At 75.2% G+C, this 22,036-nt stretch carries 21 protein-coding genes and 1 tRNA gene; 9 read left to right on the plus strand and 13 right to left on the minus strand.

Features of this window, described 5'->3' with window-relative positions; genetic code table 11:
- Positions 1-98 precede the first annotated feature (98 nt).
- Entirely contained in the window at positions 99-2,117 is a 2,019-nt protein-coding gene (locus SH587_RS19010; RefSeq protein WP_320672229.1) for a right-handed parallel beta-helix repeat-containing protein, read from the minus strand.
- A gap of 94 nt (positions 2,118-2,211) precedes the next feature.
- Here SH587_RS19010 and SH587_RS19015 point away from each other — a divergent pair.
- A tRNA-Ala gene (locus tag SH587_RS19015) sits at positions 2,212-2,284 on the plus strand.
- A 79-nt stretch (positions 2,285-2,363) separates the two neighbouring features.
- On the opposite strand, the gene SH587_RS19020 is transcribed toward SH587_RS19015, so the two are convergent.
- On the minus strand, positions 2,364-2,963 hold the full coding sequence (locus tag SH587_RS19020; protein WP_320672230.1) for a D-alanyl-D-alanine carboxypeptidase family protein: 600 nt from the start codon (positions 2,961-2,963) through the stop codon (positions 2,364-2,366).
- 142 nt (positions 2,964-3,105) lie between these two features.
- On the opposite strand from SH587_RS19020, the gene SH587_RS19025 reads away from it, so the two are divergent.
- Entirely contained in the window at positions 3,106-3,783 is a 678-nt protein-coding gene (locus SH587_RS19025) for a response regulator transcription factor (protein ID WP_320672231.1), read from the plus strand.
- On the plus strand, positions 3,776-5,041 hold the full coding sequence (locus tag SH587_RS19030; protein WP_320672232.1) for a sensor histidine kinase: 1,266 nt from the start codon (positions 3,776-3,778) through the stop codon (positions 5,039-5,041). Before SH587_RS19025 ends, SH587_RS19030 begins: the two co-directional genes overlap by 8 nt.
- Positions 5,042-5,056: 15 nt before the next feature.
- Here SH587_RS19030 and SH587_RS19035 read toward each other — a convergent pair whose 3' ends face one another.
- The 5 genes from SH587_RS19035 to SH587_RS19055 all read right to left on the minus strand — a co-directional run bounded on the left by SH587_RS19035 (position 5,057) and on the right by SH587_RS19055 (position 10,246).
- Positions 5,057-6,262, minus strand: a complete 1,206-nt coding sequence (locus SH587_RS19035; protein ID WP_320672233.1) for an ABC transporter permease — start codon at positions 6,260-6,262, stop codon at positions 5,057-5,059.
- Complete coding sequence (locus tag SH587_RS19040; RefSeq protein WP_320672234.1) at positions 6,259-6,942, minus strand: ABC transporter ATP-binding protein; 684 nt, start codon at positions 6,940-6,942, stop codon at positions 6,259-6,261. The genes SH587_RS19035 and SH587_RS19040 overlap by 4 nt, the downstream gene beginning before the upstream one ends.
- The gene (locus SH587_RS19045) at positions 6,939-8,093 is read right to left on the minus strand and encodes a peptidoglycan-binding protein (protein ID WP_320672235.1); all 1,155 of its coding nucleotides are present in this window, start codon (positions 8,091-8,093) and stop codon (positions 6,939-6,941) included. The genes SH587_RS19040 and SH587_RS19045 overlap by 4 nt, the downstream gene beginning before the upstream one ends.
- Positions 8,094-8,126: 33 nt before the next feature.
- Entirely contained in the window at positions 8,127-8,576 is a 450-nt protein-coding gene (locus SH587_RS19050; RefSeq protein ID WP_320672236.1) for a hypothetical protein, read from the minus strand.
- Positions 8,577-8,746: 170 nt separating this feature from the next.
- Positions 8,747-10,246, minus strand: coding sequence for a cellulase family glycosylhydrolase (locus SH587_RS19055; RefSeq protein ID WP_320672237.1), 1,500 nt, complete (start codon positions 10,244-10,246; stop codon positions 8,747-8,749).
- Positions 10,247-10,404: 158 nt separating this feature from the next.
- Here SH587_RS19055 and SH587_RS19060 point away from each other — a divergent pair, with 158 nt between their 5' ends.
- Entirely contained in the window at positions 10,405-11,202 is a 798-nt protein-coding gene (locus SH587_RS19060) for a hypothetical protein (RefSeq protein WP_320672238.1), read from the plus strand.
- Between the two features lie 29 nt (positions 11,203-11,231).
- Here the strand turns inward: SH587_RS19060 and SH587_RS19065 are convergent, their stop codons facing one another.
- The 5 genes from SH587_RS19065 to SH587_RS19085 all read right to left on the minus strand — a co-directional run bounded on the left by SH587_RS19065 (position 11,232) and on the right by SH587_RS19085 (position 17,568).
- Positions 11,232-12,524, minus strand: a complete 1,293-nt coding sequence (locus SH587_RS19065) for an acyl-CoA dehydrogenase family protein (RefSeq protein ID WP_320672239.1) — start codon at positions 12,522-12,524, stop codon at positions 11,232-11,234.
- A 38-nt stretch (positions 12,525-12,562) separates the two neighbouring features.
- Entirely contained in the window at positions 12,563-12,976 is a 414-nt protein-coding gene (locus SH587_RS19070; protein WP_320672240.1) for an SCP2 sterol-binding domain-containing protein, read from the minus strand.
- Positions 12,977-13,133: 157 nt separating this feature from the next.
- The gene (locus SH587_RS19075; protein WP_320672241.1) at positions 13,134-14,828 is read right to left on the minus strand and encodes an ATP-binding cassette domain-containing protein; all 1,695 of its coding nucleotides are present in this window, start codon (positions 14,826-14,828) and stop codon (positions 13,134-13,136) included.
- Complete coding sequence (locus SH587_RS19080) at positions 14,828-15,280, minus strand: universal stress protein (RefSeq protein WP_320672242.1); 453 nt, start codon at positions 15,278-15,280, stop codon at positions 14,828-14,830. The genes SH587_RS19075 and SH587_RS19080 overlap by 1 nt, the downstream gene beginning before the upstream one ends.
- Entirely contained in the window at positions 15,280-17,568 is a 2,289-nt protein-coding gene (locus tag SH587_RS19085) for a lytic murein transglycosylase (RefSeq protein WP_320672243.1), read from the minus strand. Before SH587_RS19085 ends, SH587_RS19080 begins: the two co-directional genes overlap by 1 nt.
- A 339-nt stretch (positions 17,569-17,907) precedes the next feature.
- On the opposite strand from SH587_RS19085, the gene SH587_RS19090 reads away from it, so the two are divergent.
- Entirely contained in the window at positions 17,908-18,294 is a 387-nt protein-coding gene (locus SH587_RS19090; RefSeq protein ID WP_320672244.1) for a hypothetical protein, read from the plus strand.
- Here SH587_RS19090 and SH587_RS19095 read toward each other — a convergent pair.
- A complete protein-coding gene (locus SH587_RS19095; RefSeq protein ID WP_320672245.1) occupies positions 18,291-18,956 on the minus strand; it encodes a phosphorylase family protein in 666 nt (221 codons plus the stop codon). The genes SH587_RS19090 and SH587_RS19095 overlap by 4 nt on opposite strands.
- A 62-nt stretch (positions 18,957-19,018) precedes the next feature.
- Here SH587_RS19095 and SH587_RS19100 point away from each other — a divergent pair, with 62 nt between their 5' ends.
- From SH587_RS19100 to tilS, 4 genes are all read left to right on the plus strand, one after another.
- On the plus strand, positions 19,019-19,423 hold the full coding sequence (locus tag SH587_RS19100; protein WP_320672246.1) for a hypothetical protein: 405 nt from the start codon (positions 19,019-19,021) through the stop codon (positions 19,421-19,423).
- 14 nt (positions 19,424-19,437) lie between these two features.
- On the plus strand, positions 19,438-19,869 hold the full coding sequence (locus SH587_RS19105; RefSeq protein ID WP_320672247.1) for a hypothetical protein: 432 nt from the start codon (positions 19,438-19,440) through the stop codon (positions 19,867-19,869).
- A gap of 240 nt (positions 19,870-20,109) precedes the next feature.
- The gene (locus SH587_RS19110) at positions 20,110-21,288 is read left to right on the plus strand and encodes an adenylate/guanylate cyclase domain-containing protein (protein ID WP_320672248.1); all 1,179 of its coding nucleotides are present in this window, start codon (positions 20,110-20,112) and stop codon (positions 21,286-21,288) included.
- A gap of 4 nt (positions 21,289-21,292) precedes the next feature.
- Positions 21,293-22,036 (plus strand): tRNA lysidine(34) synthetase TilS (gene tilS / locus SH587_RS19115; RefSeq protein WP_320672249.1); only part of this gene is annotated, 744 nt, incomplete at its 3' end.

Below are 22,036 nucleotides of genomic sequence, written 5' to 3' on the forward strand. Positions count from 1 at the left end.
GGCTCCGCGCGCCGGCGGTGTGCGGCGGGCACAGGCTGGGCGGGCGGCGATGGAGTGGCCACCATGCCGGGGCCGGCTGGAGCCGGGCTGGGGCCCGGCTAGGGCTGGGCGAAGCCGACGGTGGGCCGGGCGGGCAGCGGCCGGCCGAAGTAGTCGCGGACGGCGGGATCGAGCCCGAGCGGCGTTCCGGCGCCGAGGGCGGGCGAGCCGGGTCCGGGCACGAAGCCGCGGCCGACGCGCTCGCGGCCAGGGCCGCGGCGGGTGGGATCGGCGAAGCGCGGGTCGCCGGTCAGGGGCGCGGTGCCGGCGGGCGGGGCGGGACCGGCGGTCAGGTTGTGGGAGCAGGCGAAGCCGCAGGGAAGGGGCACGAGCTGTGGGGCGGTGGCGACGAGCAGGTTGTTGCGGAAGACGAGCCCACCGACGTTGGGGAGGACCGGCAGGGGCAGGGCGGGACCGGAGGAGGGCATCGCCAGTAGCGGACCGACGATCGTGTTTTGGACGATCCGGATCCCGTCGAGGGCGCCGAGCGGGTTGGTCTCGTCGCACGGCGACCAGGCGAGGGCGGCACCGTCGTCGACGCTGAGGTTGAAGCGGACCTCGGCCCGGCGGGGGCGGGCGTCGCCGCAGAGCAGCAGGAAGCCGCCGGCGTTGTCGTGGCTGTAGTTGGCCTCGATCAGGGTGGCGTCCTGGTCGTAGTCGACGTCGAAGCCGGTGCCGTCGCAGCCGCTGAAGGCCATCCCGAAGACCTCGTTGCGGCGGATCACAGTGCCGTTGGCGTGGAAGGCCCAGATGCCGGCGTTGCAGACCATGCCGCGCGGATCGAGCAGGTTGCGGCCGTCGCGGTTGCCGCGGCTGACGACGTTGTCCTCCACGAGGGCGTCGACGGTGCCGCTGGGAACGATCCCGTCGCCGCCGATCCCGTCGACCCGGTTGCCGCGGATCACGACGGCGGTCGACGCGGCGGGCCAGGGCGCGGTGGCGGGCGGGCGGCGGGGGTCGCCGGTGCCGTTGATCCGGATGCCGCTGCGGCGGACGTCGACGACCCGGTTGGCGGTGATGAGGACGTCGTCGAAACGTCCGGAGGTGGTTGCGCCGCCGAGCACGTCGAGCTGGATCCCGCCGCTGCCGCCGGGGCCCTTGGCCAGGTCGCCGCCGACGTCGTGGACGTGGAGGCGGCGGAGGACCAGGCCGCGGACGGTGGTGCGGCGGGCGGCGACGCCGATCCCGCGGCGGGGCCTGGTGCCGTCGCCGCGGTTGGTGAGCTCGAGGTCCTGGACGACGAGGTGGGACTGGTCCTCGAGCCGGACGGCGTCGGGGCCGCGGGCGTCGATCCGCGGGGCGGGGCCGCTGCCCCAGGCGCCGATGATCGCGGGCGCGCCGGGTGCGCCGCCGCCCTGCGGGGCGAGGGTGCCGACGCAGGCGGTGGCGCGCCGGAGGAGCAGCTGCGCTCCGGGGGTCAGGCGGAGGCCGCGGGCCTGTTCGAGCCGGTTGAGGGGCGAGGTCGGCCCGCCGTCACCGGGCTGCGGGGCGGAGCAGTCGAGACGGTAGACGGGCGGGGTGACGACGAGGGTGGCGTGGCCGCGGCGGCCGGCGCGGAGGGCGGAGACGGTCAGGGTGGAGGTGGGTGTGGGAGTGGAGGCGGTCGGGGTCGAGGCGGAGGCCGCGGTTGGGGTGGAGGTGGTCGGTGGGGCAGCGATCGGTGGGGCGGAGGCCGGGCCGGAGGCGGAGGCCGCGGTCGGATTCGAGGCGGCCGTCGGCGGCGGCAGCGAGACCCGCAGCCGGGCGCGGCCGTGGCGGTCGCTGTGGGCGACGGTGGCGCCGAGCGCGACGCGGGCGCCCGGGACGGGGACGGTGCGGACGAGGGCGCGACGGGCGCGGCCGGCGCGATCGGCGTGGCGTCCGGCCCGAGCGCCCCCGAGCCCGCGGCGAACGGCGACGCGCCGCGTGACCCGGACGGTGACCGTGACCGCCGGCCCCGCGGGGACGGCGGGCGGGCTGACGCTCACCCGCAGCGACGAGGCGCCGTCGGCCGCGACCGGCGCCCCCAAGAACCCGAGCAGCGCCGCACCGACGACCACGGCCGCCGCGACCCCCCGCCCCCCACGGTGAGACACCATCGATCCAACCGTACCGCCCCCACGGCCGACCCCGCCAACGCCCGTCCACCCCGCCCTCCCCCGTCCGCCGCCCCGCGCTAGCCTTGACCGGCCAGGGGCCTTAGCTCAGCTGGGAGAGCGCCTGCTTTGCAAGCAGGAGGTCGCGGGTTCGATCCCCGCAGGCTCCACTGCCCGATTTCGCCAGTGACCTCGGCGCTTTCGTCGCCTCTACCCCGCGGCAGTCGCCCGCTCTCGCCGGACCAACCCCTACCCTGCCGCATCGGGCGCGGGCGCGGGACAGGTGCCGCCCGGCGCGATCCGGCGCTCGTAGTGCCAGACCTCGTTGGCGAACGTCTGGCAGAGCCCGAAGCGGGCGCCGTTGGCCTGCATCCAGTAGGCGGCGTCGGTCGGCCCGATGTCGACGGCGGCACCGCGGACGTGCGCCGACCGATCGGGCGCGGCGACCAGCCGTCGCGCGGCCGCTGCACCATCGCGGGCGATCGCCGCGTCGAGCAGCCGCTGCTGATGGTCCCGGCTGCGCCAGCCGCTCGTCACCCGCAGGGCGATCCCGTCGTCGGCCGCGGCGCGGGTGGCGGCGGCCAGCGCCTGGCGCAGATCGGGGATCAGGCGGGCGATCGCGGGATGGTCGACCGCGCTGGCGGCGATCGACTCGCCGTCGGGGATCACCGCCGCGTCGCCGCTGCCGGGCCCCTGGTTCCCCGAGCGGGGGGCGATCGCCTGACCGGCGATCCGCGCGCCGCCGAGGCCGACCAGCGCCGCCGCGACGACGACCGCGAGGGCAACGACGGCGACGGCGATCCGGCCGCGGCGCGTCGGCGTGACGGAGAGGAAGATCGACGAAGACATGGGGCGGGCGACGGGTCGAGGGCGAGTCGAGCACCAGCCAACCGACCGCCGTGTTGCGTCCGCGTGCCCCGCTCGCTTCACGCGGACGCAACAACGGCCTGGCCTAGACTCGGCCGACCGTGAGCGGCCCGACGAAGCAGCGATGCGGGTCCTGATCGCCGAGGACGAGCGGTTCCTCGCCGAGGCGATCCAGACCGGCCTGCGGCGTGCCGCGATCGCCGCCGACCTGGCGCTCGACGGGGCCGCCGCCCTGCGCGCCCTGGCGATCGTCGACTACGACGCGATCGTGCTCGATCGGGACCTGCCGGAGGTCCACGGCGACGAGATCGCGCGGACCATCGCCACCCAGCATCCGGGCGTGCGGATCCTGATGCTGACCGCGGCCGCACGGGTCGATCAGCGCGTCGAGGGCCTGCGACTCGGCGCCGACGACTACCTGGCCAAGCCGTTCGCCTTCGAGGAGCTGGTCGCCCGCCTGCAGGCGCTGGCCCGCCGCCCCGCCGCCGCCGCGCCACCGGTGCTCGAGGTCGGCGACCTGCGGATCGACTGCTTCCGCCGCGAGGCCTTTCGCGACGGCCGCCTGCTGCGGCTGACCCGCAAGCAGTTCGCCGTCCTCGAGCTGCTGGCCCGCGCCGACGGCGGCGTCGTCAGCGCCGAGGAGCTGCTGCAGAAGGTCTGGGACGAGAACGTCGATCCGTTCACGACCGCGCCCCGGGTCACGGTCTCGACGCTGCGCAAGGCGCTCGGCCCGCCCGATCCGATCGAGACGGTGACGGGCGTCGGCTACCGGCTCGTGGTCCCGGTCCGGGACGATGGCTGACCGCCGCCCGGCGCCCTACCGGACGAGTGCCCGCTGGCGGCTGACGCTCAGCTACACCGCGTTCCTGCTGGTGGCCGGGTCGTGCACGCTGATCGGCGTCTACGTCGTCCTGCGCTACGTGCCGAACTACCCGCTGACGCCGAGCGACCCGACGCAGGCCGGCACGGCGACCTCGCGCGGGGAGATCCTCGCCGCCGTCGTCCGATCGTCGCTCTACGTGCTGGCGGCGCTGCTGGCCGTCGGGCTCGCGGGCGGCTGGTGGCTGGCCGGCCGCGTGCTGCGGCCGCTCGACGAGCTGCACCGGGCGGTGCGGATGGTCGCCGCCGGGCGGCTCGACCATCGGGTGCGGCTGCGCGGGCCCCGCGACGAGTTCGCCGAGGTCGCCGACGGCTTCGACCGGATGCTCGACCGGCTCAGCGACGCGTTCGCCAACCAGGAGCGCTTCTCGGCCAACGCCGCCCACGAGCTGCGCACGCCGCTGACCGTGTCGCGCACGATCCTCGACGTCGCCCTCGCCGACCCGGAGGGCGCCGACCGCCAGGCGCTCGAGCGGCTGTCGCAGACCACCGATCGGGCGATCGGGCTGACCGAGGCGCTGCTGCGGCTGGCGGACGCCAACGAGCTCTCGGCCGTGCGAGCGCCGCTCGACCTGGCCGACGTCGCCCACGAGGCGATCACGGTCGTCGGCGACGAGGCGGCCGAGCGCGGGATCGAGATCGACGCCGCGATCGACCCGGCGGCGATCGTCGGCGACCCGACCCTGCTGCGGCAGCTGCTGGTGAACCTGCTGCAGAACGGCGTCCGCCACAACCACGCCGCCGGCCAGCTGCTGCTGCGGGTCGACGGCGACGAGCACGGCGCCCGGATCGTGGTCGAGAACGACGGCGCGCCGCTCGCGCCCGAGCAGGTCGCCCGCTTCGCCGAGCCGTACCTGCGCGGGGCCGGGCGCACCGCCGGCGACGACGACCACGCACGGGGCCACGGCCTGGGGCTGGCGCTCGTCGCGCAGATCGTCGCGATCCAGCACGGCGAGCTGACGCTGGAGCCGCGACCGACCGGCGGACTGCGGGTGCTGGTCCAGCTTCCGGCGAATCCGGACGCGACGCCGGCGGCCCGCCGGCGCTCCCCGGCCGCCGGACCGCCGACCAAGCGAGCCCCGCGCTGGCTGCTCCCGATCGCGGTGTGCGCGGTCGTCCTCGCCGTGGCGCTGGTGCTGTTCGTCGGGTGGTGGGACGGCGTGACGTTCCCGGCGCCGTGAACGCTCGTCTCGCCCTCAGGCGCTGCTGAGCGCCACCGTCGGCGGGGTCCGCGCCGCTCGCACCGCCGGGTAGAGGCCCGCCAGCGCACCGATCACCGTGGTCGCGCCGACCGCGCCGGCCAGCACCCACGGCGGCACGACCGGGATCCAGTCGTTGAGACGGGCCACCGCGACGCTGACGCCCGCGCCGAGCGCGGCGCCACCGAACCCACCCGCGATCGACAACACCAGCGCCTCGGCCAGGAACTGGATCCGGATCTGGCCACGGGTCGCGCCGAGCGCCCGCCGGAGCCCGATCTCGCGGCGCCGCTCGAGGACCGAGATCACCATCGTGTTGACGACCCCGATCCCGCCGACCAGCAGCGCCACGGCGCCGAGCCCGAGCAGCAGCCCGGTGAACGCGGCGTCCGCGGCGTCGCGCGCCGCCAGCGCGTCCGACGGCCGGCCGATCGCGACCGTCGCCGCGTCCTGCGGTTGCAGCGAGGGGCCGAGCAGCCCGCTCACGCGACGGACGGCGGCGTCGTCGGCCCGCACGTAGACCCGCGTCGGCCGCAGCGGCCCCGGCGCCCAGCGACGGGCGACGGCGCGCGGGACCAGCACCGCGGCGTCCAGCTCCGACGCCAACGCGATCGGACGCAGGACGCCGGCCACCCCGACCAGGTGCCCGTCGACCCAGAGCGTCCCGCCCGGCTGACGCACCCCGAGCCGTTCCGCCGCCACGCTGCCGAGCACCACGCCCGGCGCGTCGGACGGGAGGCCGCCGAGCCAGCGTCCGCTCGCGACCCGTCCGCCGACCACCGCCAGCAGCTCCGGATCGGCGGTCATCACCGCCAGGCCGTTGCTCTGCGCGACCGGGACGAAGCGGTTGCGGTAGGCCGCGACGTCCTTGATCTCGGCGACCTGGCCAGCGCGCTGCACCCCCGCGATCCGGCGCGCGCGACCGGCGGCGGTCGCCGGCAGCAGCGGCGGCGGGCTTCCCGGCGTCGCGTCCGCCGGCTCGGCGGTCAGCAGGTTGGTGCCGAGCGCCGCGAGCTGCTGGTCGAGCCGCTCGCGGCTGGACGCCGAGAGGCTGACCACCGCCACCATCGCCGCGATCCCGATCGCGATCCCGAGCGCCGACAGCAGCGCCCGCGCCGGTCGCGCGCGCATCCCCGCGGTGCCCAGCCGCAGCGCGTCGACGGGCCGCAGGCGCGAGCGCGGGCCGGACGTGCGGCGGCTCATGCGGCTTCCCGGCGGTCCTCGAGCAGCCGGCCGTCGCGGATCGCGATCCGCCGCGGCAGCCGTGCGGCCAGCTCGTCGTCGTGGGTGATCACCACGACCGTCGTCCCGCCGGCGTGCAGCTCGTGCAGCAGCGCGACGATCCGCTCGCCGGAGCGGCTGTCGAGGTTGCCCGTCGGCTCGTCGGCGAGCAGCAGCGGCGGGTCGCCGACGACGGCGCGAGCGATCGCGACGCGCTGCCGCTCGCCACCGGACATCTGGTGCGGGCGGTGCCCGGCTCGCTGCTCGAGGCCGACGGTCCGCAGCGCGGCGGCCGCCCGGCGGCGTCGCTCGCCGCGCGGCAGGCCGTGGTAGAGCAGGCCGTCGGCGACGTTGTCGAGCGCGCGGACGCCGTCGGCCAGGTGGAACTGCTGGAACACGAACCCGATCCGGTGCGCCCGCAGCGCCGACAGCTCGGCGTCGCTGCGCTCCTGCACGTCGACCCCGTCGATCAGCAGCCGCCCGCTGGTCGGGCGGTCGAGCGTGCCGACCAGGTTGAGCATCGTCGACTTGCCCGAGCCGGACGGCCCGACGATGGCGACCATCTCGCCCCGCTCGATCGTCAACGAGACGTTGCGCAGCGCGTCGACCGGCGGCGAGCCGTAGCGGCGTCCGACGCCCTCCAGGCGCACGAGCGCGCTCACGACTCGGCCACCGCGACGCGCAGCCCCGGACGCACGCCCGCGCCGCGGATCACCGCCCGACCGCCGACGAACGGCCCGACCGCGACCGGCAGCCGCCGGACGCCGCCCTCCGGAAGCGGCACCTCGACGGCGAACCGCTCGGGATCGAGCGCGACGAGGGCCGAGATCGGCACCGTCAGGGCGCGGCGGCTGACCGCGGTGCGGAAGGCGACCGAGACCGATCCCTCCTGGAACCGGCGCGCGGCGCGCGGGCGCCGCAGCTCGATCGTCACCGGGACCACGAGGGCGGCCCCGTCGCCGCCCGCTCCCGACCCGTCGCTCGACCCCGGATCGCCGCCCGCTCCCGCGTCGCCGCCCGCGGCGGCATCAGCCTTCTGGGCCTTCGGCTTGCGCGGGCTGCCGACGGCCGTCACCCGTCCGCGCGTCGTCGTGTCGTCCGGCAGGGTCACGGTGACGGTGCGCCCGGCCTTCGCGACGCGCTGATCGGCGAGCGGCAGCTCGACGGTGACGCGGGTGCCGCCGGTGGCGACGTCGAGCAGCGGATCGCCAGCGGCCAGCAGCGACCCGACCGTCGCCCGCCGGGACAGGATCCGCAGCGGCCGCGTGCCGAAGGCGAGCGAGCCGAGCGGCAGGACGCCGGTGGCGCGCAGGCCCCGCGCGCGCTGCCAGCGCTCGATCGCCGCGCTGGTCGCCGGGCCGAAGCGGCGATCGGGCGGCTCGCGCAGGTGACCCATCGCCTGCAGCGCCTGCTCCAGCTGGAGGACGTCCGCGCCGGCCGGCATCTTCGGCCCGAACGCCCGCCAGGCCGGGGTCGCGCCGTACAGCAGCACCAGCGGCTGCTCGTCGATCGTCGCGACGGCGTCCCCGAAGCCGACCCGCGTTCCACGCGTGATCGACGTCAGCGTGCCCGCCGCGCCCGCGACCAGCGTCCGTCGCCCGACCGGCTCGAGCAGGCCCATCGCCCGCGTGATGTCGGCCACCGGCCCCTGAACCACCACGTCGGTCGGTCCGGCGAGCGGCCGCGATCGCGACGGCGGGTCGTCGTGGCTCCGCGACAGCAGCACGCCGCCGGCGACGACGACGGCGAACAGGGCCAGCGCCGCCGCCGGCAGCCACCGGCGACGGCCGCCGGGCGACTCAGTCGCCGTCATCGCCCAACTCCGTGACGGAGGTGCGCCCCACCGTCACCCGTCGTTCGACTTCGGAGTGCAGGCCACGATGTCGGCGTCCTTGACGCCGCTCGGCATCTGGATCGCCATCTTCTCCGTCGGATCGTCGACGTCGTAGCCCTTGTCGCGCAGGCAGCGGGCGAACCTCAGGCTCGCTTCGAAGTTCGCCTTCCGCTCCGCGGGGCTCTTCACCGCCGACGGCGGCGGGCCGATCTGCTTCTGGCAGCCCGCGGAGATCTGCGGGAAGTTCGCCGGCCGCTCGAAGCCGGGGAAGCCCTCGCCGGGCTTCGGATCCTCGATCTGGATCCCGCCCTTCCGCAGGCAACGCACCATCTTCAGGTCCCAGGCGTCCTGGGCCGCGGCCCTGTCGGCGCTGGAGGACGCCGCTCCCGCGGAGCCGGTCGTCCCCTTGGCGGTCTGGTCGTCGCCGCCGCACGCGGCCAGGCCGAGGATCATGGTGGCCATCAGCGCGGTCGTACCCAGCCGGCGCGTCGTTCGGTTCGAGGTCTGCATCGGGTCTCCGTTCGGGGGCGTGCGCCCGCCGTCCGACGAGCGCACGGACAGCCCACCACCGGCACCGTTGGACGCCCGTGAGGCCGCGGCTCACACGGACGCAACACGCCGCCGATCCCCGGTCAGCGCAGCCGGATCGTGTGCCGTCCTGCCGGCAGGCGGAGGGTGATCCGGCGACCGCCGACGGTGGCGTTCGGGAGCCGGGCGCGGTGGCCGACGCTCCGGATCCGGAGGTTGCGGCGCGGTGGGCGACCGTCGACCGTCAGCCGCGGCGCCGCCCCGTTGCGGGCAGCACGCCCGGTCGCGGCCCCGGTCCACAGCTCGACGGTGCCGCGGCCGCTGGTCTTCACCGTCAGCCGATCCGCCTCGGCGCGGTGCGCGCGCACGGTCGGCGCCGAGGCCACCAGCCGCGGTCGTGCGAGGTCGAGGGCCAGCCGATTGCCCCGCCGCAGCGCGCCGTCCGGTCCGAGCACGCCCCAGCCGTAGTCCTTCGTCGGGTGCTGCTTCCAGACCCACACGATCCCGCCGGTCAGGTCGCGGTCCTGGAGGTCGAGCTGCCAGCCGCGGTAGCTCTCCCACGCGCCTCCGGTGACGCCGGGGAACTCGCCGGGCACGAGCGCGGCGCCGAACGCGCGCGCCTGCTGGCCGGCGCCGCGGTAGGCGTTCGCCAGCTGCGACGGCGTCTTCGGACCGAGGCTGTTGTCGAAGACCCCGTCGTAGATGTGCGGCGCGAAGACCAGCTGCCCGTCCCGCACGAGACCCGCCGTCGCGGAGCCGAAGCCCTCGAACCAGATCGGGCCGCCGTAGCCGTCGCCCCGCAGGCGGGCGATCAGCCGGTCGTAGAACGGGAACAGCCAGTCGCTGGCCCAGGTCGGGCGCCACGTCGGACTGGGGTCGACCGGCTCGTTGTAGAGCTCGACCCCCGCGAACCCCGGACCGAGGCGGCGCCCGACCGCCGTCACGGCCGCGACGGCGTCGGCGTAGTGCTGCTGGAGCGGCCGCCCCGCGACCGAGCGGTTCTCGAACAGCGCCGCCGCCGCCGTGGCCGCGCACGGGGTGTTGTAGTACTGCCCGTAGCCCTGGAACTGGCCGAGGATCGGCGAGCACGACGCGCCCTGGGCGTCGACCGCCCACGGCGGCGCGCCGTCGGCCTCGACGTACGGCGGCTGCCCGAGCTTCGCCGCGAAGCGGTCCTGGTGCATGTCGAGCAGCACGTAGATGCCGCGGCGCGTGAACGCCCGCGCCGCCTGCTCCACCTGGGCGAGGTAGCCGCCGTCGGTCGTCCCCGGCCGTGGCTGGATCCGCGACCACGAGACGCCGATCCGCACGACGGTCAGGCCGAGCGCCCGCGCCTGGGCGGCGTCGGCGGTCGCGATCGGCACGGCGCCGTGGACGCCCGCGTAGTCGATCAGGCCCGCCAGGTTCGCCCCGCGCAGCACGACCCGGCGGCCGTCGCGCGTGGTCAGGGTCGGCCCGTTCGCGAGCGGACGGACGCCGAGCGCGTCGCGGGAGCCGAAGCCGGCGGCCGTGGCGGGCGAGGTCGACACGGCCGCGAGCGTGACGGCCGTCAGCAGGACGGCGGAGGCGCGGCGACGGGCGTTGGGGCCGGGGAGAGAGCGCACCCGTCGGATCGTGGCAGTCCCCACGGCCCCGGCCGCACCACCGATCGTCCGTCCAGTTCCTGCCCGAATCGCCCGCTCCGACCGTGGTTACAGCGGTGTAATCAGCGATCCGTCGAGTCGAGTGGACGTCCAGGATCCCTCCGTACCTTCGGCCGGAGATGCGCGTGCCCCCTTTCCCCTCCGACGCCCGGAACGGCTCGGCCGACCCCCGGCCCGGGGGTCTGGCGGCGCTCCACCCGCTGACGGTGGCCGACGCGCGCGCCGCCCAGCGGCACGCCGCCGAGATCGGCCGCGCGCGCGTCGCCGTTCCCGCTGGCGGCCCCTGCGAGGCCGTGGGGCACCTGGTCACGCTGACCGCGGCCGCGGAGCAGCTCGACCGGACCCCGGACGCCTTCGGGGCCGCCTCGGTCGCCACCCTCGCGGCGGCCGCCGCGATCCGGCTGCTCGTCGATGCGCTCGAGGATCGCAGCCGGCAGCTCGGCCGCCCCGTCGATCGGTGGCTCCAGCAGGCGGCCGAGCTGGCGGTGGCGGCGGTCGATCCGGCCGGCACGCTCGCGGAGCTGCTGCGCGGCTGCACCACCGCCGACCTCGTGCGTCTGGCCCACCAGCACGTCACGTCCGAGTCGGCCGGCTGCGGTCCGACGGCCACGCTCGACGACCTGTCGGTGGCGATCGGCCTGCTGACCGCGGTCTTCCTGCTGGCCTACCTGCGCCACGGAGCGTCGAACGGGGGCGGCGCTCGTCCCGTTCGACCCCGGCAACGTCCCCGGCCCCCCGTGGCTCGACCGCCGGCTCCGAGGACGAGCGAGCCGCGGTGGCGATCATCGGCCGACGGCGGCCGGCCGGCCGTGATCGCCCGCCCGGCCCCGGACCCGCGCGAGGCCTTCGAGCTGCTGCTGATCCCCGCGCTGCTGCTGGCGCTCGTGACCGCCGTCGCGGCGGTGGTCGTGCTCTGACCGCGCGGACGCCGCCACCTCGCTCCGCCTCAGTCCGCCAGGTCCTCCGGCTGCAGCAGGTACTCGCCGATGTAGGTCCGCGACTGGTCGCCGTTGAGCGGCTGGAACATCGAGGCGGCCGAATCGCGGTAGAGCCGCTCGAAGATCTGGCCCTTCCGGAACGAGGAGCCGCCGACCATGCTCATCGCGTGGCGGGTCATGTGGAGGACGTTCTCGGCGATGAAGGTCTTCGCCAGGCCGATGTAGGGGAAGCGCAGCTCCAGCGGCCACTGGTCGTCCTTGCCCTCGGTGACCTCCTCGCAGGTCTGGTAGAGGACCCGGCGGCAGATCTCGTAGCGGGAGGCGAAGTCGCCGACCCCGTCGACGATGTGGCCGACGTTCGAGACCTTGACGTCGGCCGCGGCGACGGCGCCGAAGACCGCGCCGAGGGTCTTCTTCGAGAGCGTCGCGCGGGACTCCTCGAGCACGCGGGCGATCATGCCCAGGTAGATCGAGGCGAACATCAGCGACGCCCACTCGAGGACGCCGAACGCGCCCGCCCGCCAGTCGCAGATGAAGCCCGACTCGGGGATGAAGAAGCCGTCGTAGACGATCGTGTGGGTACCCGTGGCGTGCATCCCGAGCGAGTCCCAGGTGCGCTCGATCCGGACCCCGTCGCCCTGGAGCGTCTCGCGGTCGACGTCGAAGTCTGCGATGAACAGCTTCTCGGCGTCGACCCGGGCCTCGAAGTCCTCCGGCAGGTTGCCGTCGGCGTCGGTCACCGTCGCGTTGGTGGTGATGATCGTGGCCGCGTCGCAGAGGGTGCCCCAGGTCTTCTTGCCGTAGAGCCGCCAGCCGCCGCCCTCCTGCGGGATCGCCTTCACGTCGGCCAGTCCCGAGAAGCCGGCGCGCTTCTCGGAGAACGGCCCGAACATCAGCTCGCCCTCGGCCACCCGCCCCAGCCAGTAGCGGTTCTGCTCCTCGCTCATCAGGTTGCCGGCGATGCCGACCATGATGTAGTGCATGTTGTACGCGAGGGTGATCGCCGAATCGCCCCGCGACAGCTCCGAGACGATCTTCGAGGTCTGGAGCAGGTTGGCGCCGTAGCCCCCGAAGCGCTTGGGGACCGAGAGGCGACCGAGCGTCGTCTGCTTGTAGCGCTCGATCGTGGGGAAGGCGAAGGTGTTCTTCTCGTCGTACTCCGGGCCGATCTCCCGGAAGTACTGCGAGAGCTCCTGCGCCTTCTCGAACAGCGTCTCGAACTCGGCGTCGGAGAGCGCGTCCTCGAACTGCTTGGACGTGTGCTCGGCCTGGAAGGCGTCACGGGTCTCGGTGGTGGCCATCTGGATGCTCCGTCTGGATTGGGGTCGCGGCTCGCCGATCAGGCGACGAGCAGGTCGTCGCGGCCGGTCTCCCGGAGCCGCTGCTTGTAGGTCGCGAACAGGTCCTCGGTGAGGGGCAGGAGCTTCAGCGCGACGGAGCGCTTGCCGTCGAGCTTGACCTTCCGCTGCGCCATCGCGAGCGTGAAGTTCAGCTTTCCCTGCCAGAAGCGGTTGGCGTTGTCGGACGACATCCGCAGCTGCACGGTGTGGCGGCCCTCCAGGGCCTCCGCGCCGGTCGTCACCGTCTGGCCCGGGAAGTCGACGAGGATCGCCGCGTCGGGGTTGGTCTGCCGCACCAGCACGACGAGGTTCGTCCCCGCCGTCGCCTGGACGAACGACGGCGTCCTGGTCGCCGTCTCGAACATGCCGCCGATGTACTCGTAGACCTCGTCGGCATCCTTGAACGCGTTCACGTTCGCTCCCTCCTCACTCGACTCTCCCGGCCCGGGCCGGACCGCTCAACGTGCTCCGGACGCTAGGGCCGAACCCCACCGTCGGACCTCCCCCTTTGCGGGAGTCTTCGGTAGCCGGAAGCGGTACATCGGGGCCTGCGAGGCCCCTCCCGGCGAGCTACGCGCGCGGCGGCGAGACGAGGTCGTACTCGTCGTAGACCGCGGCGGCGACGCGGCGGTCGAGCAGCACGGCGGCGAAGACCAGCGTGACCACCGTCAGCATCCCGATCATCAGCAGCGGCTGGCCGACGCCGTCGGCGAAGAACGAGCCCTCGAGGCCGGTGGCGGTGCGCAGCTCGCTCGAGATCCCCGCGCCGAGGTCGAGCGAGCCGCCGATGCCCGACAGCGCCCAGCGCGAGAGCGTCATGTCGGAGAGCACCCGCACCGGGTCGATCATCTGCGCGGGCGGGATCAGCGCCCCGGCGAGCAGGAACTGGGGGATCACCACCAGCGGCAGCGCCGTCGTGGCCTGGCCGGGGTTGCGGACCACCGCCGAGACCAGCAGCCCGATCGCCGCGCTGCCCCAGCCCGCGACCACGCAGACCACCAGCACCCCGCCGTACTGGCTGGCCGGCCCGTCGGGCGGTTGCAGCAGCGCCACCGCGACCACCAGCAGCAGCACCTGGAACGCCACCAGCGGGAAGAGCACCGCGCACTTCGACAGCAGGTAGGGACCGATCCGGACGCCGATCGCGACCTCGCGGTAGAGCGCGTCGCGTTCGCGGGCGATCTCGCGACAGGCGGTGATCAGCCCCAGCCAGACCGCGCCGACCACCAGCATGAAGGCGAGCAGCACTCCGTAGAAGGGGCCGAGCACCGCGTCGGAGAGGATCCGGCTGGGCACGGTCAGCCCGATCGCCAGCCCGATCAACGGCGCCTGGCCGACCATCAGCGCCAGCGACCGCGGGTCGCGGCGCAGGCAGAGCGCGTAGCGCGAGGCCAGGGTCCGGACCTGCGCCGCGGCCGGCGGCAGTCCGCGGCGCGGCAGCGTCGTCCCGCCCGGGTCGGTCGACTCGACCGTCCGCAGCGGCGGCGGCGCCTCCGTCAGCGGCTGCTCCAGCGCCGTGTAGACCTCGTCGATCGTGGCGACGCCGAAGTGGCGCAGCAGCTGCTCGTGGCTGCCCGAGAACACGATCCGCCCGCCCGGCCCCATCACCGCGATCCGGTCGCAGAGGGTCAGGCTGCCGGTCGCGTGGGTCGAGGCGAGGATCGCCAGGCCGCGGTCGGCCAGCTCGCGCAGCAGCAGCATCAGCCGCCGTTCGAGCCCCGGATCGAGGCCGGTCGTCGGCTCGTCGAGGACCAGCACCGACGGTCGGCCGACCAGCTCGGTCCCGCAGGCGACGCGGCGCCGCTCGCCGTCCGAGAGCGAGCGCACCTGGTGGTCGCCGCGCTCGGTCATGTGCAGCTCGTCGAGCACCTCCTCGACGCGCGCGGCCCGCTCCTCGGGGGCGACGTCGTGGCTGCGCAGCGCCGCCGCGTAGCCGAGCGCCTCGCGCACGGTCAGCTGCGGGTGCACCAGATCGCCGGTCGGGACGTAGCCGACCGCCTCGGTGCGGCTCCAGACCGGCTGCTCGTCGACCGTCACCGTCCCGGCGCTCGGCGCGTTGACGCCGGCCAGCACCCGCAGCAGCGTCGACTTGCCGGAGCCGCTGGCGCCGATCACCGCGCACAGCTCGCCGGGGCGGACGTCGAGGTCGACCTCGCGCAGCAGGACCGCGCCGCGGGCCTGGACGGTGACCGCGCGGCCGCGCAGGCCCGACGTCGCCGCCGGGCCCGCGCGCTGCTCGTCGTGGGTCAGCGGCGAGGACCCCATCACGGCCGATCCTCGCCGATCCGGGGACCGCCGGCCAGCGTTCGCCGGTGGTCGCCGAACGACACCGACCGCAGCCCGGCGCGATCGATCCGCCGCGCCAGCCGCCGCCGGCGGGCGTCGCGGACGGGCAGCGCCAGCGTGTCGCAGGAGAGCCGGGCGGCGGCCCCGAGCAGCGCCCGGGCGGTGCTCGGTCCGCCCACCACCAGCAGCCGCAGCGTGACGTCCGCGGGGACGACCTCCAGCACCCGCCGCCGCAGCCAGCGGTCGTGCTCCTCCAGCACGCACGGCCACTGCCGCGCGACCGGCGCCCAGCGCCCGCGGACGACGGCGACCGCGAGCACGCCGCGCGTGCGCCGGCACCAGGCCACGGCGCCAGCCAGCCGCCGCTCGGCCGCGCGGCTGCCGTCGAAGGCGACCAGGACCCGGGGCGGCGACGCGGCGGCCGCGGCCATCAGTCGTCCTTCCTCGGCGTGCGGAGGGCGTACTTGGAGGGCTTGGTGAGGACGGTGGGGTTGTCGATCTCGCTGATGCGGTCGATCAGCTTGATCCACTGGTTCGGCTTGAGGATCTGGGCGATCTGCTTGCCGAGCTTGGGGTCGTTCTCGACCGTGGGGCGGAACCCGACGTGGATGTGGTCGTCGTGGTCCGGCAGCGACATGGTGTTGTCGGTGCCGGGGAAGGTCATCAGCGAGATGATCTGGTGGGGCTTCATCGCGCCCTGCAGCTGCAAGAGCAGGCGGATGGTGGAGTCGGTGATCGTCCCCGGCCCCTGCGTCTTGGGCGCGATCGTGATCCCGTTCACCGCCGCGATGTCGACCGCGTTGCCGCTCGAGTGCTCCGACACGTTGCCCGAGGCGGTCAGGTAGCCGTGGCCGGAGCGCAGCGACGTGATCGTCAACCGCAGCCCGTTGGCGGTCAGGTACTCCAACGTCGCCAGCACGCGGCGATCGATCGCGCCGGCGGCGATGTCGGTGCGGCCTTGGGGGTAGATGTCGATGTGGCGGTCGGCGAGCACGCGGTCCTGCAGCTGGGCCTTGCTCATCAGCAGGACCTGGCCGGCGGTCGCGTTGCCGTCGTTGCCGAACAACGGGTTCTGGCCCTTCGCGCGGTAGACCGCCGTGGACTCCAGCAGCTTCCACCCGTCGAGGATCGGCTTCGGATCGACCCGGGGGGCGCCCTTGCCGGCGGGGCGGATCTCGAACTGCAGATGCGGCGTGCGACCCGCATCGGTCTTGCCGATCCGACCGAGCACGGTGCCCGCCATCACGCGCGCGCCCTTCTTCAGCCGCTTCAACCGGATGTCGTCCTTCGACAGCCCGTGCAACGACGAGAGGTACGAGCTGTAGGAGCCGTTCTCCAACTCCGCGTTCGCCAGCTGCTCCGCGCCACCCAACGCCTTCGCCACCGGACGCGCCGGATTCGCGAACACCCGCTCCTTGGTGTCGGTCGCCTCGGCGTCGATCGCGGTCGCCCGCCCCGCCCGCTGGCGGCCGGCGGTGGCGGCCACGGTCGGCTTCGGATCGTGGCCCGGATCGAGCCGCGTCGCGGTGCCGCCGCGCGCGGCCCCGGTCTTCGCCACCGGGTAGAAGGCCGAGACCGACTTCAGGTTGCCGTACGTGTAGGTGTTGCCGTAGACGTCGCGCAGCTGCACGAACCGGCCGAGGCGCGGATTCGATCCGACCTTCACGATCTCGCCGTCCTGGACCGCGATCGCCGCCGCCCCCGCCCGCGCGTACAGATCGCTCGCCGGCCGCCGCTCGCGGCCGCCGGCGTACCGCGCCTTGGCGGCGACCGGGAACACGCCCTGCGTCAGGCCGGTCAGCGACCCGACGAGGTCCGGCGGCAGACCACCGAACAGGCGGGCCCGCATCAGCACCGAGTCGACGTACCAATCGGCGTGGTTGTAGGCGAAGATCGCCTTCTTGATGTCCTTCTCCGCGCCGGCGGCACGGAGGTAGCGCGCAGCGGCGAAGATCGCGTCGACCGGGTTGTACGGATCCTGCTTGCCGTCACCGTTCGCGTCGACCCCGTACATCTTCCACGTGGCCGGCATGAACTGCATCCACCCCAACGCACCCGCCGAGGACACGCTCAGGTTGCGCCCGAAGTCGGTCTCGATCTCGTTGATCGCGGCCAGGATCTCCCAGCGGACCCCGTACTGGGTGCCCGCCGCCTGGTAGATCGGCAGCAGGAACGGCGGGATCCGGAACTTGTCGATGAAGAAGTTCGGCACCCCGATCGGCGCCGCACCCGGGATCGCCTCGGAGAAGGTCGGATCGGCCGGGGTCGGCGCACCACCCTCGTCACGAGTCGCGCCGTCGGCCCCGTCACCGCTGTCGTCGCCCGACGAGCGCGTGACCTTCTTGCCGTCGGTCTTGTCCTTCGCCGCCTGCTCGGCCGCCTTCTGACGGCGCTGGTCGGCGTCGTTGGCGCGACGCGCGGCCTCGCGCCCGTCACCGCCGCTGTCGTCGCCGCCACCGTCGCGGCGGGCCGCGCTCTCGCCCTGCGGGACGGTCGGCGTGGTCTGCGGCGTCGAGGTGGTGGTGCCGGCCGTCGGGGTCGGCGGCGCCGACTGCAGCTGCGGTGACGCGTCCGAGACGCGGATCACCGGAGCCCCGAGATCGGGCAGCGGGATCTGGTCGATCGGGGTGCCCGGCGGCACGTCCACCGTCACCTGGACCACCCGGCCACCCGCGAGGGTGACGCTCAGGGTCCGGGACTCGGCCGAGGCCTGGTGCACGGTGGCACCGAACCCGGTGGCCACCGCCCCCGCGGCGGACAGTCCGACCAGAAGCTTACGCGTCGACAGCGTCATCAGATCTCAGAAATCTCCCTCAGATCGGTGGCCGCGAGCCCACCCCGGTACACCGATCGCGCCACACTACCACGGGTATCGGAGCCGCAGAGACGCGTGGACAGGGGAGTTGCAAAGAATGGTACGGAGGTCCAGTCGGGCCCGCGCCGGCGATGACCGGAGCACATCGTCGGGGCCCCCGCGCGAGCGTCCGAACGGCGGTAGGGTGCGGCTGCGTCGCCGGCCCCTCGGGACGCACCGTCCACGAATGCCGGAGGGCAATCCATGAGCGAGGACTCGGCCGACATGAGCAAGGATCTGCGCGAGCGCGTCAAGGGCGCCAGCGAGGACACGATCGGGAAGCTCGCCCAGGAGCTGCTGAACAGCCCGCTGGTGACCGGCGCGGTCCAGCGCGCGATGGAGGTCCGCGAGCGCGCGACCCAGGCCCAGGAGGCCGCGTTCGGCGCGCTCAACGTCCCCTCCGCCGCCGACATCGAGCGGCTGACGCGGCGGGTTCGCAACGTCTCCCAGCGGCTCGAGTCGATCGAGGACGCGGTCGACCGGCTCGACGACCGGCTGGCCGGGCTCGGCGGCAGCGACCCGCGGATCGCGGCGCTGTCCGAGCAGCTCGACCGGATCGAGGCGTCGCTGAAGGACCTGAAGAAGGCCTAGGTCAGGGCGGCCCCCGCGGCCGTCCCGACCGCGCGCCACCAGGCGGTCCGGCGCTCCTCGTCCCCGTCCAGGTGCGGGAAGGCGACGATCGCCGCCGCCACCACCCCGAACCGCTCGGCGGCCAGCAGCAGCGCGGCCGTCTGGCGGTCGAGCGCGCCGACGTCGTCGGGCGCCTCGGGGGTCTCGCCGCCGTCCTGCGGCAGCACGTCGACGCTCAGGACCCCGACCGCGGTCGGGGCGTGCTCGCGCAGGCGGGCGGTCAGCGCCGCGTCGGGCCGGATCGGCGTCCGCCCCCCGAGCGTCCGGCTGGCGCCGTCGCCGGGGATCGCGAAGGCGACCGTCCGCAGCTCGCCGGCCGCGGCCGGGTCGGGGCCGATCGCGATCGCCGAGCCGGCCCGGACCACGCGCCGGACGCCGGCCTCGGCCAGCTCGCGGACGACGGCGACCGCGCTGGCCCCGCCGGTGCCGGTCGACTGGATCGTCAGCGGCTCGCCGTCGGCGGCGCGGCCGGTGTAGCCCCACAGGCCCCGCTGGTGGTTGCTCATCAGCGGCCGCTCCAGCAGCGCCTGGGCCAGCTCGAGCGCGCGCCCCGGGTCCCCGACCAGGATCGCGCGCGGGGCGACCGGGTTGACGAGGTGGAGCATCTCCGGCAGGCGGGTCACGGCGGCGAGGATAGGGCGGGCGGCCGTCGGCGTGGCTTCCGGCCGCGGGTAGACTGCCGCCCGTGGACGTGGACACCGCCACCCCGCCCGACGACGACGATGGCGACCGCCGCCGCGCACGGGTCGAGGCCGTTCGCCGCGCCGTCGACCAGGCGCTGGCCGTGACGGCCGACTCCACGCGCACCACGCGCGCGCGTGCACAGGAGCGCGCCCAGGACCTGGCCGACGAGCTCAGCCAGGTGGTCACCCGCGTGCGCGGGACCCTGGAGGACCTGAGCAGCGCCGGGACCGCCGGCGCCGGTCAGCTGGCCGGCGAGGTCCAGCAGGCGGTCGGCCGGCTCGGGCGCTCGCTCGACGACGCGCGCCCGGCGAGCGTCGACGACCTGCGGCAGCTGGCCGCCCGGGTCGACGAGCTCGAGGCCCGGTTGGCCCGGGTCGAGGGCCCGGGCCCGGCGGATCCGCGCTGACCGCGGCCCCGATCGTGCCCGGCCCGTTCCGATCGTCCGACGAGCTGCGCGAGGTCCTCGACCGGCTCTTCCGCGAGATGCAGGCCGACGAGGCGCTGGCTCCGCGGCTGGCCCAGCTGCGGGTCGCGCACGAGCTGCGGATCACCGACGCCGACCTGCTGCTCCAGGCCCGCAGCCTGCCGCCCGGGTCGCCCGTGGCCGGCGAGTGGCAGTGGCCGACCAGCCGCGAGCAGCGGTGGCCGGTGGCGGTCCGCTTCGCGATGTCGGCCGACGTCCTCAACCGCTACCTGCACGGGCTCGAGCCGCTGGTGCTGGCCGTCGCCCGCCGCCGGATCCGGGTCTCGGGCGACGCCAAGGCCGCGCTGGCGGTGATCCCGCTGCGCGAGCGGACGACCGAGATCTACGAGCGGCTGGTGGCGGCCGACTACCCGCACCTGGTCGGCTGAGCGCGATGCCGACGACCCCGCGACCCTTGACGCCGTGGCGCTCCAGCCGCTATGACTGAGGGACCGGATACGACCCCAGGCCAGAGCGTGGATGGTTCGCCATCCGCGAGGCGCCGCCCCCAGTCGGGACGAGCGCCGATGGCCGACGGAGCGGGCCGTGACGCCCGCCGGCGGCGGGACCCTTCGAGGTCTCGCCGCCACAGCGGCCAGCCCCGTGTCGACCTGCCGGATCCGCTGCCGTTGACGCGCGCCCGGGTGGCCGAGCTGGTCGGCGTCTCGGAGAGCACGCTGCGCCGCTGGGCCGACCTGGCGCTGATCCCGCTCGACGAGGACGGCGGCTGGACGACCTCGTCGCTCAACCACGCCCGGATCGTCCAGCGGCTGCGGGCGAAGGGCCGCTCGCTGAGCGAGATCGCCGCCGTCACCGAGCGCAGCGAGCTGGCCTTCGACTACCTGACCGCGGTCGTGACCCCGTCGACCTCGCGGGTGACGCCGGACGACGTCGCGCGCGAGACCGGGCTGCAGGTGGCGCTGGTGCGGCGGATCGCCGAGGCGTTCGGCTTCAGCGACGAGTCGATCGAGCACATGAGCGAGCAGGACGTCGACCTCTTCCGCCACGCCGCGGCGGCGCTCGACGCGGGCTTCCCGCTGATCGCGCTGCTGCAGCTGGCGCGGGTCTACGGCCAGGCGCTGGGCCGGGTGGCCGACGCCGAGGTGCGGATGTTCCGGCTCTACGTCCGCGACCCGGCCGTCCGCCAGGCGGGGACGCTGCTGGAGACAGCCGGCAGCCTCGGCGGCCTGGCCCGCGACGTGCTGCCGCTGGCCGATCCGATCATCCGCCACGTCCACCGCCGCTCGCTGCACTGGTTCATCGAGCAGGACGCGGTCAGCCTGGTCGAGCAGGCGCTCGACGAGGACTCGCTGCTGGGCCTCGGCCGGCTGCGGGTGGCGATCGCCTTCGCCGACCTCGCCGGCTACACCCGCCTGACCGAGGACCAGGGCGACGAGGAGGCGGTCGAGGCGGTCGAGCGGTTGGTCGACGCGGTCGAGATGTCGCTGCCGGACGACGCCCGGATCCTGAAGACGATCGGCGACGAGGTGATGGTGATCGGCGACGACCCGGCGGCGCTGGTCGACTGGGCGGTCGGGTTCCAGATCCTCCACCCCGACGAGCCGCGGCCGCGGATCGGGATCCACGCCGGCGAGGTGCTGTTCCGGGACGGCGACTACTTCGGGCGCGAGGTCAACATGGCCGCGCGGGTGGTCGCCCGCGCCGCCGGCGGCGAGGTGCTGGTGACCGAGCCGATCGTCGCGGCCGGCGGGCCGCACCTGGAGTTCGAGCCGATCGGCGAGGTCCGGCTGAAGGGCTTCCGCGATCCGACCGCGCTCTCGCTCGCCCGCCAGCCGCCGGAGCCCTAGGGGCGTGGGGGAGCAGCGGGACCTGCTGGCCCGGCTCGCGGCGTCGGGCGAGGTCGCCGCCGGCGCGCCGGTCGTCGTCGCCTGCTCGGGCGGGCGCGACTCGCTCTGCCTGCTCGACCTGGCCGTCCGCGTCGCCGGCGCGAAGGCGGTGCTGGCCGTCCACGTCCACCACGGGCTGCGGGGGACGGCGGCCGATCGCGACGCCGCCCACGCCGCCGCGGCGGCCGCGCGGCTGGGGACGGCGCTGCGGGCGGTCCGGCTGTCCCCGCCGGACGACCTCGGCGGCTCGCCCGCGGTCTGGGCCCGCGAGGCGCGCTGGCGGGCGCTGCGGGCCGCCGCCGACCGCTGGGATCCGGCGGCCGAGGTGCTGCTCGGCCACACCGCCAGCGACCAGGCGGAGACGGTGCTGCTGCGGGCGATCTCGTCGCCGGGCACGCGGGCGCTGGCCGCGATGCCGGTCCGCGACGGCGAGCGGCGGCTGCGGCGGCCGCTGCTGGCGATCGGCGCCACCCGCGCCGACGCCGGCGCCTGGTGCGCCGCCCACGGGCTGCGGTGGCGGGACGACGGCTCCAACCCGACCGGTCCCCGCGGCCGGGTGCGGGCGGCGCTGGCCGGGCTCGAGGCGGTCGACCGGCGGGCGGTCGCGGCGCTGGCGGCGACCGCGGCCCGCGCGCGCGAGGATGACGAGGCGCTGACGGCGGCGGCCGCGGCGATGGTCGCGGCCGACGCCTCGCCGGGGGTCGCCGCC

The organism is Patulibacter defluvii, from assembly GCF_034096925.1.
Taxonomy (GTDB): Bacteria; Actinomycetota; Thermoleophilia; order Solirubrobacterales; family Solirubrobacteraceae; genus Patulibacter; species Patulibacter defluvii.